At 58.2% G+C, this 15600-nt stretch carries 15 protein-coding genes and 1 pseudogene; 4 read left to right on the plus strand and 12 right to left on the minus strand.

From position 1 onward, the window contains the following. A pseudogene (locus AC1DRJ_RS09080) lies at positions 1 to 137 on the plus strand (DNA polymerase IV); the annotation flags it as partial. Between the two features lie 128 nt (positions 138 to 265). On the opposite strand, the gene AC1DRJ_RS09085 reads toward AC1DRJ_RS09080, so the two are convergent. The 4 genes from AC1DRJ_RS09085 to AC1DRJ_RS09100 all read right to left on the minus strand — a co-directional run bounded on the left by AC1DRJ_RS09085 (position 266) and on the right by AC1DRJ_RS09100 (position 5040). Beyond that, positions 266 to 1219: a hypothetical protein gene (locus AC1DRJ_RS09085; RefSeq protein ID WP_477801839.1), complete on the minus strand. Its 954-nt coding sequence runs from the start codon at positions 1217 to 1219 to the stop codon at positions 266 to 268. A gap of 17 nt (positions 1220 to 1236) precedes the next feature. Further along, positions 1237 to 2952 carry a proline--tRNA ligase gene (locus tag AC1DRJ_RS09090; RefSeq protein WP_477801840.1) on the minus strand — a complete coding sequence of 572 codons (1716 nt, stop codon included), beginning with the start codon at positions 2950 to 2952 and terminating at the stop codon, positions 1237 to 1239. 130 nt (positions 2953 to 3082) lie between these two features. Next, a complete protein-coding gene (locus AC1DRJ_RS09095) occupies positions 3083 to 4642 on the minus strand; it encodes an AmpG family muropeptide MFS transporter (RefSeq protein ID WP_477801841.1) in 1560 nt (519 codons plus the stop codon). Positions 4643 to 4686: 44 nt separating this feature from the next. Beyond that, positions 4687 to 5040, minus strand: coding sequence for an MGMT family protein (locus tag AC1DRJ_RS09100; protein WP_477801842.1), 354 nt, complete (start codon positions 5038 to 5040; stop codon positions 4687 to 4689). 164 nt (positions 5041 to 5204) lie between these two features. Between AC1DRJ_RS09100 and AC1DRJ_RS09105 the strand changes: the two genes are divergently transcribed. Next, positions 5205 to 6212: a DUF481 domain-containing protein gene (locus AC1DRJ_RS09105; RefSeq protein WP_477801843.1), complete on the plus strand. Its 1008-nt coding sequence runs from the start codon at positions 5205 to 5207 to the stop codon at positions 6210 to 6212. Positions 6213 to 6323: 111 nt separating this feature from the next. On the opposite strand, the gene AC1DRJ_RS09110 is transcribed toward AC1DRJ_RS09105, so the two are convergent. Then, positions 6324 to 6533 (minus strand): cold-shock protein, encoded by a 210-nt coding sequence (locus AC1DRJ_RS09110; RefSeq protein WP_002554837.1) that lies wholly within the window; start codon positions 6531 to 6533, stop codon positions 6324 to 6326. A gap of 353 nt (positions 6534 to 6886) precedes the next feature. Here AC1DRJ_RS09110 and dcd point away from each other — a divergent pair, with 353 nt between their 5' ends. Both dcd and AC1DRJ_RS09120 read left to right on the plus strand, forming a co-directional pair. Further along, entirely contained in the window at positions 6887 to 7453 is a 567-nt protein-coding gene (dcd, locus tag AC1DRJ_RS09115; RefSeq protein ID WP_007947207.1) for a dCTP deaminase, read from the plus strand. A gap of 107 nt (positions 7454 to 7560) precedes the next feature. Next, positions 7561 to 7770: a hypothetical protein gene (locus AC1DRJ_RS09120; RefSeq protein WP_007947208.1), complete on the plus strand. Its 210-nt coding sequence runs from the start codon at positions 7561 to 7563 to the stop codon at positions 7768 to 7770. A gap of 44 nt (positions 7771 to 7814) precedes the next feature. Here AC1DRJ_RS09120 and pdeM read toward each other — a convergent pair whose 3' ends face one another. The 7 genes from pdeM to AC1DRJ_RS09155 all read right to left on the minus strand — a co-directional run bounded on the left by pdeM (position 7815) and on the right by AC1DRJ_RS09155 (position 15278). Further along, positions 7815 to 8471: a ligase-associated DNA damage response endonuclease PdeM gene (gene pdeM, locus AC1DRJ_RS09125; protein WP_477801844.1), complete on the minus strand. Its 657-nt coding sequence runs from the start codon at positions 8469 to 8471 to the stop codon at positions 7815 to 7817. Beyond that, positions 8468 to 10957, minus strand: coding sequence for a ligase-associated DNA damage response DEXH box helicase (locus AC1DRJ_RS09130; protein ID WP_477801845.1), 2490 nt, complete (start codon positions 10955 to 10957; stop codon positions 8468 to 8470). The genes pdeM and AC1DRJ_RS09130 overlap by 4 nt, the downstream gene beginning before the upstream one ends. A 125-nt stretch (positions 10958 to 11082) precedes the next feature. Further along, complete coding sequence (locus AC1DRJ_RS09135) at positions 11083 to 11847, minus strand: ABC transporter ATP-binding protein (RefSeq protein WP_150780426.1); 765 nt, start codon at positions 11845 to 11847, stop codon at positions 11083 to 11085. A 13-nt stretch (positions 11848 to 11860) separates the two neighbouring features. After that, positions 11861 to 12979 (minus strand): succinylglutamate desuccinylase/aspartoacylase family protein, encoded by a 1119-nt coding sequence (locus AC1DRJ_RS09140; protein ID WP_477801846.1) that lies wholly within the window; start codon positions 12977 to 12979, stop codon positions 11861 to 11863. A 24-nt stretch (positions 12980 to 13003) separates the two neighbouring features. Then, positions 13004 to 13714 carry an ABC transporter permease gene (locus AC1DRJ_RS09145; RefSeq protein WP_477801847.1) on the minus strand — a complete coding sequence of 237 codons (711 nt, stop codon included), beginning with the start codon at positions 13712 to 13714 and terminating at the stop codon, positions 13004 to 13006. Continuing rightward, positions 13711 to 14439 carry an ABC transporter permease gene (locus AC1DRJ_RS09150; protein WP_477801848.1) on the minus strand — a complete coding sequence of 243 codons (729 nt, stop codon included), beginning with the start codon at positions 14437 to 14439 and terminating at the stop codon, positions 13711 to 13713. The genes AC1DRJ_RS09145 and AC1DRJ_RS09150 overlap by 4 nt, the downstream gene beginning before the upstream one ends. Before the next feature lie 56 nt (positions 14440 to 14495). Further along, positions 14496 to 15278 (minus strand): transporter substrate-binding domain-containing protein, encoded by a 783-nt coding sequence (locus AC1DRJ_RS09155; RefSeq protein WP_477801849.1) that lies wholly within the window; start codon positions 15276 to 15278, stop codon positions 14496 to 14498. Positions 15279 to 15600 lie beyond the last annotated feature (322 nt).

Below are 15600 nucleotides of genomic sequence, written 5' to 3' on the forward strand. Positions count from 1 at the left end.
GGGATTTGGGGAGTTATCAGCTGCTGCTGACCCAGGCGTTCAATCGCGGCGGGAAGCCGGTGCGGTTGCTGGGGGTTGGGGTCAGGCTGGAGGATKTGCGGGGCGGGTTTGAGCAGATGGAGTTGTTTGAGCGGTAGTGGCAGCTCTGAAGAGGTGGTGACTGTCGGGCCGCCTTCGCGAGTAGGCTCGCTCCCACATTGGACCGCGGTCGTCTGAACAACTCGGTCAACTGTGGGAGCGAGCCTGCTCGCGATGCATTTAAGCCTTAATTCGGTCCCTGGCCCGCCACCAGGCGCCCGGCATCCTTGGTCAACGACTTGAGGAATTCGGTCTGCAACTCGGGGTCGTTGCGCGTCAGTTCGATCAGGCTTTGCTCCAGCTCGCTGGCTTCTTCTTCCAGACCCAGTTCCGACAGGCGCTTGACCCGGTGTACCCACTGGCTCACTTCGTCGTCTTCGAGATCGTCATAAATCAGCCCGTGGGCTTCGAGCAGCTTGCCGCGCAAAGAACTGCTGACTTCCAAGGCCGTTTTGGTGCGCACATCGTCATTGTCATCTTCGACGCTGATCAGCAGACGGGTCAAATGGTTGATGTCATGCTCGGCGAACGGGCTGTCCAGCAGATTTATGCGCAAAACGCCGTTTTTGTCGGTGCTCAGCTCGAACGTTTCCTTACCTGCCTTGACCTCCACCGGACGCTCGCTCCAGGGCAAGCTCGAGTATTCGGTGCGTTTGTCGAGCTGAACCTCGTCGATGCCGGCCAGGTTTTGCTGCGCACGGCCGTGAGACTGCACGTTCATGAACGGGTTGAGCCCGGCGAAACCGTAGCTCAGCCAATCCTTGGTCACGCTGTCCGGCAGGTTGCCAAGCGTAAACACGTTGACCACGTTCGCGCCGACACCAGCCACTACCGCCACCGCGCCCAGCGGGATCTCATAGACCTCCCGCCAGGGTTGGTAAGGTGTGTAGCGATCATAGTTGCGAGTGACTTCGAATTCGGTGACTTCGAACGTCTTTTGCTCGTGGATTTTCACCCGACGTTGCGGCAGATCAAGCACCTTGGGATCACCCACATCGATCTGCAGGCTGTGATCGAGCAATTTGCGCTCGACACGTTCCTCGTGCTCGCTGCGTTGCGACATCTGATTGGCGCAGCCGCTGACCAGCAGGGTGCCGCACAGGGCGGCACCACCGAGGCCTAAGGTGTTTCGCTTGAACATGACTTCTCTATCTGGTGTCAGCGGCGGATACGGGCCTGGAGGAAAGACAGCACGTCAGCAACCGGCAGCGCTTGCGCTTCAGGTTCAGTACGGCTCTTGTATTCCAGATTGCCTTCGGCAAGGCCGCGGTCACTGACCACGATCCGGTGAGGAATGCCGATCAGCTCCATGTCCGCGAACTTGATGCCCGGGCTGGTCTTTTTGTCGCGGTCGTCCAGCAGGACTTCGAAGCCGGCGGCAGTCAGTTCTGCATAAAGCTTGTCGGTGGCTTCGCGAACCTGTTCGGTTTCGTAGCGCAGCGGCACCAGCGCAACCTGGAACGGCGCAAGCGTGTCGCTCCAGATGATCCCGTTGGCGTCGTTGTTCTGCTCGATGGCGGCCGCTACCACGCGGGAAACGCCGATGCCGTAGCAACCCATTTCCAGAGTGACCGGCTTGCCGTTATCGCCCAGCACTTCGCATTTCATCGCTTTGCTGTACTTGTTGCCCAGCTGGAAGATATGCCCGACTTCAATGCCGCGCTTGATTTCCAGGGTGCCCTTGCCATCAGGGCTTGGGTCGCCGGCTACCACGTTGCGCAGGTCGGCAACGGTCGGAACAGCCAGATCACGCTCCCAGTTCACGCCGAAGTAGTGTTTGTCATCGATGTTGGCACCGATGCCGAAGTCGCTCATCAGCTCGACGGAGCGGTCGATGATGATCGGCAGTGGCAGGTTCAGCGGGCCGAGGGAGCCAGCGCCGGCGCCAATTGCGTCGCGCAGTTCGCTTTCGGACGCCATGACCAGCGGGCTGGCAACGCCTGGCTGGTTGGCGGCCTTGATTTCGTTCAACTCGTGGTCGCCACGGATGATCAGGGCAATCAGCTTGCCTGCTTCTTCGGCGTGAACGACCAGGGTCTTGATGGTCTTTTCGATAGGCAGATTGAAGCCTTCAACCAGTTGCGCAATGGTCTTGGCGTTCGGGGTGTCGACCAGGCGCAGTTCTTCGGCAGGCGCGGCGCGGGAAGTTTCGCGCGGCACGGCTTCGGCTTTCTCGATGTTCGCCGCGTAGTCGGAACCGTTGCTGAAGACGATGTCGTCTTCGCCGGATTCGGCCAGTACGTGGAATTCGTGGGAGCCGGCACCGCCGATGGAGCCGTTGTCGGCTTCTACAGGACGGAACTTCAGGCCCAGACGGGTGAACACGTTGCAGTAAGCCTGGTGCATGCGGTCGTAGGTGACTTGCAGCGAAGGCTGGTCGGCGTGGAACGAATAGGCGTCCTTCATGATGAATTCACGACCGCGCATCAAGCCGAAGCGTGGGCGGATTTCATCGCGGAATTTGGTCTGGATCTGGTACAGGTTGATCGGCAGCTGTTTGTAGCTGCTCAGCTCGTTGCGCATCAGATCGGTGATCACTTCTTCGTGGGTCGGGCCCGCGCAGAAATCACGACCATGGCGATCCTTGAAACGCAGCAATTCAGGGCCGTACTCTTCCCAGCGACCGGATTCCTGCCACAGCTCAGCCGGCTGTGTGCTCGGCATTAACACTTCAAGAGAGCCCGCAGCGTTCATTTCTTCACGAACGACGGCTTCGACCTTGCGCATCACTCGCAAGCCCATCGGCAGCCAGGTGTAGAGGCCCGAGGCGAGTTTGCGGATCATGCCGGCGCGCAGCATCAGCTGATGGCTGATCACGACCGCGTCGGAAGGCGTTTCTTTCTGTGTGGCGAGCAAAAATTGACTGGTGCGCATGGTTGGCCGTTGTCGGTTGCTGATGACGAGAAATGACGCAGCATTGTACGGGCGAGATCCGCTGGCGTACAGGCATGCGGTCGGTGGTGTGGCAGGAGGGCGGGAATCACACCGCCCTTTGCGATGATTCCTACGATTCTTCCACGATCTGGGTCGGAACCGGCTCTGGCGTCGGCGTCGGACCTGCGCGACGGCTCTCCTGATACCAGTGCAGGGCGATCAGCAGCAGTGTGGGAACGCCGAGCAGGGCGGTGATCAAGAAGAAATTGTGATAGCCGAACTTCTCGACCATAACCCCCGAGTAGCCGCCGATCAGGCGTGGCAGCAGCAGCATGATCGAGCTGAGCAGGGCGTACTGGGTGGCGGAGAACTTGAGGTTGGTCAGGCTCGACAGGTACGCGACGAACGCCGATGTCGCAAGGCCTGAGCTGAAGTTATCCAGGGAAATGGTGAGGATCAGCATGTTCAGGTTGGCGCCCATGTCGGCGAGCATCAGGAACAGCAGGTTGGTGCCGGCCGACGAAATGCCGCCGATCAGCAGGATCGGCAGAATACCGAAACGCACAATCAGCAGGCCACCCATGCCTGCGCCGACCAGGGTCATGATCAGGCCGAAAACTTTACTGACCCCGGCAATCTGATCCTTGGTGAATCCCTGGTCGATATAAAACACGTTGGCCATCACGCCCATGACCGTATCGGACATGCGGTAGGTGGCGATCAGGCCAAGCAGCAGGAAAGCTTGCCAGCGATACCGCGTAATGAAGTCGTTGACCGGCGTCAGTACCGGCGCCAGACCGCGGCGGCCCATGGCCGACAGGCACATGGCGGTCAGCATGATATAGAGGATTGCCCGCAGGAGTGCCCGGTCTTCGAGTACCAGGTCGAGCAGGCTCACGCCTTCGAACAGCACGCTGGCGAAGTCGGTGTAATAGAGCTGAGTGAACATGGCGGGCACGGACACCAGCAACACGATCAGCACAAACACTGACGCCAGTTGATGCGCAAAGCTGTAGCGGCCGGCCTGCAGCTGAGTGCGCAGTGGTACGGGGGGCTCGCGCATGAACAGGCAGGTGACCAACGCCGGAATCATCAGCGCGCCGAACAGTATGTAAGTGCCGGCCCACGCCGAATGCTGATAATTGAAACCGGTGGAGCCGAAGCCTTCGGCGAAGAACAGCGCGCCGGCAGTCGCAAGCAGCGCGGCGATCCGATAACCCGACATATAGCTGGCGGCGAGTGCCGCTTGGCGATTGTCTTCGGCGATTTCCAGGCGATAGGCGTCGACAGCAATGTCCTGCGTCGCCGAAGCGAAGGCGACGACCACCGCGATGGCGATCAGCCAGGACAAATGCTTCTGTGGGTCGCAAAAACCCATGCCTACCAGACCGAGGATCACCAGCGCCTGCGATAGCACCAGCCACGAGCGTCGTCGCCCCAGTTTGCCGAGGAATGGCAGGCGCCATTGATCGAGCAGCGGAGACCAGACCCATTTAAAGGCGTAGGCCAAGCCAATGAGACTTGCATAACCAATGGTTTCGCGAGCTACACCTGCCTCGCGAAGCCAGACGGAGAGCGTCGAAAACACCAGCATGTAGGGCAGGCCGGCGGCGAAACCAAGCAGCAACAACACGAGCGTCGAGGGGCTGGCATAGGCGGCGAGCGCGGCGCGCCAGGTTTTACGGGGCATGGGCTGGAGTCTGCCTCAAGAATTACGGAAACAAAGCGCGCACTCTAACCGCTGTGCTCTACCGGGCGCCAGCCATGGCGCTGAATATCAACACGATTGTTCTGGATACTGACACCTTCAGAGCGCAATCGCGCACGCTGTTCATCCCCCGAAGGGCTGCCCACAGGCAGACTGATCCGACCGCCGGCACCGAGAACCCGATGCCACGGCAATTTGGTGTCGCCCGGCAATTGGCTCAGCGTGCGTCCGACCCAGCGGGCCGCGCGACCGAGGCCAGCGAGTTCCGCGAGTTGACCATAGCTCACCACTTTGCCTTCAGGCACTTGTGCCAGTGTCAGATAGAGCGCCGTGCGTCGGATTTGCGCGGCACTTTCGGTTTCAGAGGTTGGTTTGGTCACATCCACAATTCCTGAAAAAAGATCGCTCTGACGTTTGTAGAGTAAATCCCGCATCACTGTTTGAGAAATGAACTCAATAGAAATAGTCGGGTCAGTCCTTGCTAGGGTCTTATTCCTGAGGATAATGCCGACTTTTTTTCGCAAACTTGAGTCTGTTTTTGCTTATGTTGTCCAGAACACTGCTTTGCCTCGCTGTCCTGAGTGCTTCCACACCCTTGCTCGCCGATACCGTCTGGCTGAAGAACGGTGACAAGTTGAGCGGCAAGATCACGTTATTTGATGGCGGCAAATTGGTGATCCAGACCGAGTACGCCGGTTCTATTCCGATCGACTGGAAACAGGTCAAAACCCTGGAAAGCGATCAGGAATTGCTRGTCAAGCAGGATGCGTACACGGGCGAGAAGGCCAAGTCGCTGCATGCGGCAGGCGACGGCAAGGTAACCCTGGAAAATGGCGAGTCTCCCAAGACGGTGGAGTTGGCCAGTATTCAGCAGATTCTCAAGCCCAAGCCAGTGGTCGAAGATCTGGTGTGGAAGGGGAACATCGACGCAGCGCTGGATTACCAGCGGGCGGAAAACGACACTGACGACTACGACATCGACTTCAAGACGACAGCGCGCCATGGCAAATGGCGGCATACGGCGGAAGGCGAATACAACCGCGAGTTCCAGGATGACGTTGTTACGACTGACAATTGGCGGGCTGAATACGCGCTCGATCGCTTCCTGACCGAGAAATGGTTCTGGCAGGGGCGGGCAGTCTATAAGCGTGACAAAGTGGAAAACCTATCCCGTCAGCGCACCCTCGGTACCGGTCCGGGTTACCAGTTCTGGGACAACGAATTGGGTGAGTTCTCGCTGGGCTCGCTGGTCAATCGCACGGACTACGAGTTCACCGACGGCAGCAAGGATAACTTTTATGCCTTGGCGATGACGTGGGATTACAAACGCTACCTGATTGGCAAGAAAGTGGAGTTGTTCACCAATGGCGAAGTGGGCAAGCCATTGTCAGACGTGGCCAATTACGCACTCGATACTGAAATGGGCTTGCGCTACAAGGTAACCGAATGGGCGTCGCTTAACCTGAAGGCCGAGCGCGACATCGTCAGCGGTACCGAAGACGCTGATCTGGATCAGGTTCGCTACACCGCAGGGTTTGGCGTGGCCTGGTAAGGCATAAAAAAATCGCAGCCATGAGCTGCGATTTTTTGGTGCCCACAAAACAGTCAGGCACAAAAAAGCCCCGCTTTTAAGGGCGGGGCTTTTTACTAAAGCAAGTACAAGTTAGATAACTTGAACTTCTTCAGCTTGCATGCCTTTCTGACCGCGGGTAGCGATGAAAGAAACCTGTTGGCCTTCTTTCAGGCTTTTGAAGCCGTCGGATTGGATAGCTTTGAAGTGAACGAACAGGTCGTCACCGGATTGTGGAGTGATGAAGCCGAAGCCTTTTTCATCGTTGAACCACTTAACGGTACCAGTTTGGCGATTAGACATGGTGTAACTCCTTGAACAAAGATAACTGCGACTCAGGAAGAACCCTGGCCGAGACTGAGTGCAAAGAGCAGGAAAAATTCTTGTAGATGGTTGGATCGAAATTCAACATATCGTGTAGAGATTCTCAGTGACACAAGCAGCACAGTGGCGCCACCTTAACCCTTTTTCCGGAACGTGCCAATGGTTCTTGCGAAGGTTTCTCTGTTTTCAGGACTGACGGTCTTTCGAATTTGTGGAAAGGCCCCGAATTCACGGGGGCAGCGAGAATTGTGTCCCCGCACTTTGAACCCGGAGCGCGCGCCCGGTAAGATGCCGGACAGAATTTTTCCACCTCGCTATTCAGGACACCCGCCATGAGCATCAAATCGGACAAGTGGATTCGCCGCATGGCGCAAGAGCACGGCATGATCGAACCCTTCGTTGAGCGCCAAGTGCGCGGCGAAGGCGCCGAGCGCGTGATTTCCTACGGTGTTTCGAGCTATGGCTACGACGTGCGCTGCGCCGATGAATTCAAGGTATTCACCAATATCAACTCGGCAACCGTTGATCCGAAGAATTTCGACGAGAAGAGCTTCGTCGACGTTAAAAGCGATGTTTGCATCATTCCGCCAAACTCATTCGCCCTGGCCCGTACCGTGGAATTCTTCCGCATTCCACGAAACGTGCTGACCATCTGCCTGGGTAAAAGCACCTACGCGCGCTGCGGCATTATCGTCAACGTGACGCCGCTTGAACCTGAGTGGGAAGGGCATGTGACGCTGGAGTTCTCCAACACCACGACACTGCCGGCGAAAATCTACGCCAACGAAGGCGTYGCACAGATGCTGTTCTTCGAATCCGACGAAGAGTGCGAAGTGTCCTATAAGGACCGTGGCGGCAAGTATCAGGGCCAGCTCGGCGTCACCTTACCGCGCACCTGATCCGTTCATCTGGACAGTCAGCGGGAATTCTTGAGCGGGTAGACACTCTATGGGGTGTACTGCCCGGTTCGCGTACAGCGGACCGGGCCTTCGCTCAGGAGTGCTTTATGAAGATCGATCCGCGAATAAGTGCCGAACTGGCAAGGCTTGAGCCCAATCAGATTGGCGTTTTGGCCTGGTCATTGTTGGCACATCCGCCCGTCAGCATGGCAGGGGGCATCCCCGGTCAACCCGACCCCGATACCCCGAACGAACAGCCAACGGAACCCGGTGAACCCACCTTGCCGGATGAGCCGCCTCCGGCGCCTGTTGCCTGAACTGCCGCAAAAAAATGGCCAGTCAGCTGATGTCTTTAAAGACTTCAGCTGACTGGCCATATTTCGTTGTCGCCAATGACAAAGATCCTACAGCTGTCGTCCCGCTCAACCTGATACCCGCCGGTAAACACGCCGAAGGCCGGTAGCAGGCATATGGCTTCTCCCAGCCTGAAACACGCCAAACGCAAGCTTTGTCGACCTCTGCCCCTTAGCCGATACACGGGATGTACGTGCCCGGCGAGTACAGGCCGATCAGGATGAGGATGCGGTTCATGCTGCAAGGCGAACGGCCCCAGCAGCAACGGCTCAGGCACCACGCGAATGTTTAACGAGTCGGGTGGGTCGCCCGCTCGTTTGTCGTGGTTGCCGCGGATCAGTGTCACCGGCAGATCAGGATGCCGCGCTCGCCAGTCGGCCAATGCGCTCAACGTGGCCGTCGCATGAGAGCCAGGCCCGTGAAGAAAGTCGCCGAGGAAAATCAGCTGCCGACAGGGCAGGGCAGCCAGCAAGCCTTCCAATACAGCGATATTGCTGGTGGTGGTGCCCCGAGGCACCGGCTGGCCAAGGCTTCGATACGCCGCAGCTTTGCCAAAATGCACATCGGCGATCAGTAGGGCTTGTTGCGCCGGCCAGTAGATAGCTTTTTCTGGCAGCAGCCACAATTCCTCGCCAGCCAGGTTCACGGGATAGGGTGTACTCATCCGGCTTTCCCGTTAGCGGCGGATTTTTCCAGGTCGCTGACCATCCGTCGGATACGGTCCGCGAGTTTTTCCGAACTCATGCTTTCGCGCATGCGTTCCACCCATAGCGGAAAAGCCAGCGGGGTGGGACGTCTGATCGGATGCAGGTCCAGTTTCAACCGATTGACCTGCTTCAATGTCTGTTCCAATCGATGAATATCCAGTTCTTCCCGCAGGACTTCTTCCCCGGCTTGCGCCAACAGCAGATTCCCTGCGTCGTACTGTTTGAATACTTCGAAGAACAACCCACTTGATGCCTGGACCTGACGTGTACTTTTCGGCGCGCCGGGATAGCCGGCAAACACCAGCCCGGCGATCCGCGCGATTTCACGAAAGCGTCGCAGTGCGAGTTCGCCGGCATTCAAGCTGGCGAGCACATCTCTCAGTAGATGCTCGGGGCTCAATAGCCTGGGAGTCAGAACTTGCGACCAGTCCACATAAGTGGCACTTAGCAGCTCCAGCCCGTAATCGTTGACCGCAATGGAAAACGTCACCGTCTGCTGCTGACTGACCCGCCAGGCCAATAGGCTTGCCAACCCCAAATGCACCTGGCGCCCGGCAAAGGGATAAAGAAACAGGTGCCAGCCTTCGCGGGATTTCAGCGCTTCGGCGAGCAAGGAGTCTGAGGTTGGCAATCCGGACCAGCGCTGTTGTAACTCCAGCAGTGGCCGTAATGCCTGCATTTCGAGACCAAAAAATTCGCCCCGTGCCGCCGCACTGAATTGCTCGATCACCGCTTGGGCCAATTCGTTGGAAAGCGGCATTCGTCCGCCATTCCAGCGCGGCACAGCGGCTTTTTTCGCGCTGCTGCGTTTGACGTATGCCGTCATGTTTTCCACCCGGACCAGCTCTAGCAAACGCCCGGCAAACAGAAAGCCGTCACCCGGTTTCAGTCGCGCGATAAACCCTTCCTCGACACTGCCCAATTGTTTGCCACCGCCGCCTTTGCTCCAGAATTTCAGTTGGATGCTCGCATCGCTGACGATGGTGCCGATACTCATGCGATGCCTCCGGGCGAGGCGGGCATCCGGCACGCGCCAGACACCGTGTTCATCCGGTTCGACCCGGCGGTAATCCGGATAGGCCGTCAGAGAAAGTCCGCCATGGCGTACGAACGCCAGTGCCCAAGTCCAATCTGCGACAGTAAGGTCTCGATACGCCCAGGCACTGCGTACTTCTTCGTACAACTGATCAGGCAAAAAACCTCCGCCCAAGGCCATGCTGACCAGATGCTGAACCAGCACATCAAGAGGTTTTTGGGGCGACTCGCGGGGTTCGATACGTCGTTGCGCCACGGCGACTTGCGCGGCAGCCGCTTCGATCAATTCCAGACTGTGGGTCGGCACCAGCGTCACCCGCGAAACCCGTCCTGGCGCGTGCCCGGAACGGCCCGCCCGCTGCATGAGCCGCGCCACGCCTTTGGCCGAGCCGATTTGCAACACGCGCTCCACCGGCAGGAAATCCACGCCCAGGTCCAGGCTTGAGGTGCAAACCACGGCTTTGAGTTGACCTTCCTTCAGTGCTCGCTCGACCCAGTCGCGGGTGTCCCGTGACAGTGAACTGTGATGCAAGGCGATCAGCCCGGCCCAATCGGGGCGTGCCTCCAGCAAGGCTTGATACCAGATCTCGGATTGGGCGCGGGTGTTGGTGAAGACCAGACTGGTGGGGCTGGTCTCCAGCTCCGCGACTACTTGCGGCAACATCTTCAAGCCGATATGCCCGGCCCATGGAAATCGATCGATGGTCGGGGGTAACAAGGTGTCGACCTGCAGTGCCTTGGACGTGTGACCCTGAACGCTGACGCCGCCACCTTGCGGGATCAGGACCTGTTCGGCGTGGGCCTGATTGCCGAGGGTGGCGGAAACACCCCATACAATCAGCTCTGGATGCCAACGGCGCAGGCGGGCGAGCGCCAGTTGCAACTGCACGCCGCGTTTATTGCCAAGCAGTTCATGCCATTCATCGACCACCACCATGCGCAAAGTCGCCAGCGCTGTTTGCGTATCGGCACGGGCGAGCATCAGGGTCAGGCTTTCCGGCGTGGTGATCAGTGTGGAGGGTAAGCGCCGACTCTGGCGGGCACGTTCGCTACTGCTGGTGTCGCCGGTGCGCAGGGCGACGCTCCATGGAATTCGTAAATCCAGCAGTGGCGTTTCCAGCGCACGCGCTGTATCCGCTGCCAGTGCGCGCATGGGGGTTATCCACAGGACCGTCAGTGGTTGGGCGACCGGTTTTCGTTTACGAGGGGGTTCAGAGGGTGTGACAGACGAGGCAAAGCGATTGAGCGCTGCAAACCAGACCGCATAGGTTTTACCGGCGCCCGTACTGGCATGCAGTAACCCGGACTGGCCGCGTTTAACCGCCGCCCACACCTGTTTTTGAAAGGCGAAAGGTTTCCAGCCGCGATGGGCAAACCATTGTTTTGCGTAGTCGGGGGAGGTTCCCATGCCGGCGGTGTGCGCTCTGAAAGTCTTCTTTCAGTGACCGCGGCGCGATGGGACTAGTTTAATTTTGTGCTCGTCGTAAATCCCCTGTGGGAGCGAGCCTGCTCGCTCCCACAGGTTTTGCAGTGTTACTTGAGGTTGCCGCTGAGGAACTGCTGCAGCCGTTCACTCTTCGGATTGCCCAGTACGTCTTCCGGCGCGCCTTCTTCTTCTACCAGCCCTTTGTGCAGGAACAGCACCTGATTGGAGACTTTGCGTGCGAAGCTCATTTCGTGCGTCACCATGATCATGGTCCGGCCTTCTTCGGCCAGGCCCTGGATAACTCGCAATACTTCACCCACCAGTTCCGGGTCGAGCGCCGATGTCGGTTCGTCAAACAGCATGACTTCCGGTTCCATCGCCAGCGCACGGGCGATGGCGACCCGCTGTTGCTGGCCGCCGGACAGAAACGCCGGGTACTGGTCGGCGACGCGGGCGGCCAGGCCGACCTTGTCCAGATAACGCCGGGCGCGGTCTTCCGCCTCTTCCTTGCTGCAACCCAACACTCGGCGCGGGGCCATGGTGATGTTTTCCAGCACGGTCATGTGGCTCCACAGATTGAAATGCTGAAACACCATGGCCAAACGGGTACGGATCCGTTGCAGTTCATTGGCATCGGCCACGTGCATTCCGTGACGATCCTTGATCATGCGGATGTTCTGCCCGTCGAGGCTCATGGCGCCGTCGTTGGGTTGTTCAAGAAAATTGATGCAGCGCAGGAACGTACTTTTGCCCGAGCCGCTGGCGCCGATCAGGCTGATGACGTCACCGGTGTTGGCCTTGAGCGAAACGCCTTTGAGGACTTCATGATCGCCATAGCTTTTATGCAGGCCTTCGATGGTCAGTTTGTACATGGGGCATGCATCCTCAAGGCGAAAGTAGGTAGCCGCTGCGATAGGCTTCGGCGCCCGCGACGTGCGCGATCACCATGCCGGCAGTGGCCATGCGCCGCAGCGAGCGGGCGTACATCAGCCCGGCGGCGGTGCAATGAACGGGGGTGACGCGATCATTGATCGGGTCAATGATTTCGGCGATCAATTGCCCGGCTTCCAGGTACTCCCCCGGTAGCGCGGTGAACACCAGCAGGCCGCCGACCGGTGTTGCCACAGGTTCTACTCCGGCCAGCGGCGTGGCCGGGTAGGGCAGGTCGGGCAGTGGCGCCGGTTCGCCGGCAATGGCGCCGAAGTGGATCAGGTAGTCGATCAGCGCCTGGCAATCGAGGCTGGCCAACGGATGATTGACGTCGCCCTGGCCACGCAATTCGACCGTCACCGAAAAACTGCCCAGCGGAATGTCGAAGCGTTCGCCGAAGCGCTCCCGCAACTRCCACCAGAGCAGGGTGAAACATTCATCGAACGATTGGCCGCCGGAGTCGGTGGCCAGCAAGCTCGCCTCGGCACCGATATATCGCGCGAGGGGTTCAACCTGCGGCCAGGCTTGCGGCGTGGTGTACAGGTGCGCGACGGCTTCGAAATCGCAATGCAGGTCCAGCACCATGTCCGCATCGCAGGCCAGACGTTGCAGGGTCAGGCGCTGCGATTGCAGCTGGGTGCTGGCGGTTTGCCTGGCCAGGGCATTGCGCAAACTGTCGCGGATCAGTCCGAGGTTGCGTTGAGGATCGTCACCCAGTTGGCCTTCGATCTCATTGCCGACCGCTTCGCTCACATCGACGAACCAACGATTGAAGTTCTGACCGCTTTCGAGCTCGAAGCGACCCAGCGGAACTTCCAGCAACACTTGTTCCAAGCCGATCGGATTGGCCACTGGCACCAATACGATCTCGCTGCGCAGCCTGCCGGCGGCTTCGAGCTCCGCCAAGCGTTTCTTGAGGTGCCAGGCCACCAACATGCCAGGCATCTCGTCGGCATGCAGTGACGACTGGATGTAGATCTTGCCTTTGGCCGACGTAGGGCCGTAATGGAAACTGTGGATCTGTCGTGCGGTCCCCGGCAGCGGGGCCAGCAGGTCATGAATCTGGTGGCGCATGTCTCTTAATTCCTAAAGCGGGTCCTAGTGGCTCGGCCCGAGGAAGGCCAGCCATCGCCGTTCGGCAAGACGGAACAGGCCAACCAGTGCAAAGGTCACGGTCAAGTAGATCAGGGCAGCAATACCGAACGACTGAAAGGTCAGGAAGGTCGCCGAGTTGGCGTCCCGAGCAACTTTCAAAATATCCGGAATGGTCGCGGTGAACGCCACGGTGGTCGAGTGCAGCATCAGGATCACTTCGTTGCTGTAATAAGGCAACGAGCGACGCAGGGCCGACGGCATGATCACGTAGGCGTACAGCTTCCAGCCGGTCAGACCGTAGGCTTTGGCGGCTTCGACTTCACCATGGTTCATGCTGCGAATCGCCCCGGCGAAAATCTCCGTGGTGTAGGCGCACGTGTTCAGGGCGAAGGCGAGGATGGTGCAGTTCATCGCATCGCGAAAGAACGCATCCAGCACTGGTTGGGCGCGAACGGCGGCCAGGCTGTAGATCCCGGTGTAGCAAATCAGCAGCTGGATATACAGCGGCGTCCCGCGAAACAGGTAGGTGTAGAACTGCACTGGCCAACGGACATAGAAGCGCGGCGACACCCGGGCAATGGACAGCGGAATCGACACCAGGAAACCGATGAAGATCGAGGCGCTGAGCAGCCACATCGTCATGGCCAGGCCGGTAATGTTGTAACCGTCGGTATAAAGGAAGGGTTTCCAGTATTCCTGCAAGAGTTCGATCATCGTACGGCCTCCCGGGAACCGGCGGCGTAGCGGCGTTCGAGCCAGCGCAGGACGAAATTGGAGGCGCTAGTGATCAGCAGGTAAATCACGGCAGCCAAGACCAGGAAGTAGAACAGTTGATAGGTGCTTTTACCGGCGTCCTGAGCGGCCTTGACCAGGTCGGCGAGGCCGATGATCGACACCAGCGCAGTGGCCTTGAGCATCACCATCCAGTTATTGCCAATACCCGGCAGGGCAAAGCGCATCATTTGCGGGAACACCACGATCCAGAAACGCTGGCCACGTTTAAGGCCATAGGCGGTCGCCGCTTCGACCTGACCACGCGGGACCGCGATAATCGCGCCACGGAAGGTTTCGGTGAAATACGCGCCATAGATGAAGCCCAGGGTGATGACCCCGGCGCTGAACGGGTTGATCTCGATGTATTCCCATTCCATGAAATCGGTGAACGACGTCAGCCAGGTTTGCAGGCTGTAGAAGATCAACAGCATCAGCACCAGGTCCGGCACGCCGCGAATCAGCGTGGTATAGATCTGCGCAGGCACGCGCACCAGTTTGACTTTTGACAGTTTGGCACTGGCGCCCAGCAAGCCGAGCAAAACGGCCACCAAGAGCGACAACGCCGATAATTTGATAGTCATCCAGGTGCCTTGCATCAGCAACGGACCGAAGCCCTGGAGGCTGAAGGCAGAGAGCCCCAGATTTTGTAATAGGTTTTCGAACATAAATCAGCAACCTGATCGGGTGAAAAAAGCGCCCATCGTGAGATGGGCGCCGGGCATTATTTGCCGCTGTACAGATTCAGATCGCCAAAGTGTTTCTTCTGAATGGTGGCGTAGGTGCCATCGTCGTGTAACGCTTTGATACCTTTATCCAAAAGTGCCTTGAGGTCACTGTTACCTTTAGAGATACCGATCGCAGTTTTGGCTGGCAGCAATTCACTGTCAACCGGCTTGCTGACTTCGTAGCCTTCGCCCTTTGGCGACTTCAAAAAGCCCAGTTCGGCTTGCAGCATGTCCTGGATGGCGGCATCAAGGCGACCGGACATCAGGTCGGAATACACCTGATCCTGGTTCTGATAGGCCTGGGTTTTCACGCCGGCCTTGTCCAGCACGGCCTTGGCGTAGGCTTCCTGGATGGTGCCTTGCTCGTAGCCTACGGTTTTACCCTTCAGCGAAGCGACGTCTTCCGACAGGCCGGAACCTTTCTTGAATACGTAGGCGGTTGGGCCGGAGAACAGCTCACTGGAGAAGTCGATGACTTTTTCGCGGGCCGGGGTGACGGTCATCGAAGAAATCACGCCGTCGAATTTATTGGCCTTGAGGCCCGGAATCATGCCGTCGAAATCGCTTTCGACCCATTTGCACTTGACCTTCAGCTCGGCGCAAATCGCGTTCCCCAGATCGATGTCGAAGCCTACCAGGCTACCGTCGGCCGCTTTGGACTCGAAAGGTGCGTAGGAAGGGTCAACGCCAAAACGCAATTCTTTGTATTCCTTGGCCAGTGCGGAGCCCGCAGCCATGCACAATGCGAGTGCAGAAAAGGTCAGCAATGCTTTTTTCATTATTCAATCCCTAAGAACCAATATGAGCGCTTGTGGCGCAGAATTATTGTTACTGGAAAGCGTAAGACCTGATGAAAGTAGCAATTTCCGAACCAGAGTGCCGAACAAGCGTTTTAAAAGGTCATACAAGAAATGACTGAATTGGAATTGTGCACGAAAACGGGCGTCGTGAAAGTGTTGCACCAAGTTGGATCGGGCCTACACAAATTAATATGGGAGCAGGCTTGCTCGCGAAGAGGGAGTGTCAGTCGATATGGATGTGGCTGACACTCCCTCTTCGCGAGCAAGCCCGCTCCCACAAGGAATCAGGTCAGCCCAACAA

The organism is Pseudomonas sp. P5_B2 (assembly GCF_056400445.1).

Coding starts and splice junctions, on each gene's coding strand:
- AC1DRJ_RS09155 (WP_477801849.1), bottom strand. CDS start 15,278: ATGAAAAAAGCATTGCTGACCTTTTCTGCACTCGCATTGTGCATGGCT.
- AC1DRJ_RS09150 (WP_477801848.1), bottom strand. CDS start 14,439: ATGTTCGAAAACCTATTACAAAATCTGGGGCTCTCTGCCTTCAGCCTC.
- AC1DRJ_RS09130 (WP_477801845.1), bottom strand. CDS start 10,957: ATGGGAACCTCCCCCGACTACGCAAAACAATGGTTTGCCCATCGCGGC.
- AC1DRJ_RS09095 (WP_477801841.1), bottom strand. CDS start 4,642: ATGCCCCGTAAAACCTGGCGCGCCGCGCTCGCCGCCTATGCCAGCCCC.
- AC1DRJ_RS09145 (WP_477801847.1), bottom strand. CDS start 13,714: ATGATCGAACTCTTGCAGGAATACTGGAAACCCTTCCTTTATACCGAC.
- pdeM (WP_477801844.1), bottom strand. CDS start 8,471: ATGAGTACACCCTATCCCGTGAACCTGGCTGGCGAGGAATTGTGGCTG.
- AC1DRJ_RS09085 (WP_477801839.1), bottom strand. CDS start 1,219: ATGTTCAAGCGAAACACCTTAGGCCTCGGTGGTGCCGCCCTGTGCGGC.
- AC1DRJ_RS09090 (WP_477801840.1), bottom strand. CDS start 2,952: ATGCGCACCAGTCAATTTTTGCTCGCCACACAGAAAGAAACGCCTTCC.
- AC1DRJ_RS09120 (WP_007947208.1), top strand. CDS start 7,561: ATGAAGATCGATCCGCGAATAAGTGCCGAACTGGCAAGGCTTGAGCCC.
- AC1DRJ_RS09135 (WP_150780426.1), bottom strand. CDS start 11,847: ATGTACAAACTGACCATCGAAGGCCTGCATAAAAGCTATGGCGATCAT.
- AC1DRJ_RS09110 (WP_002554837.1), bottom strand. CDS start 6,533: ATGTCTAATCGCCAAACTGGTACCGTTAAGTGGTTCAACGATGAAAAA.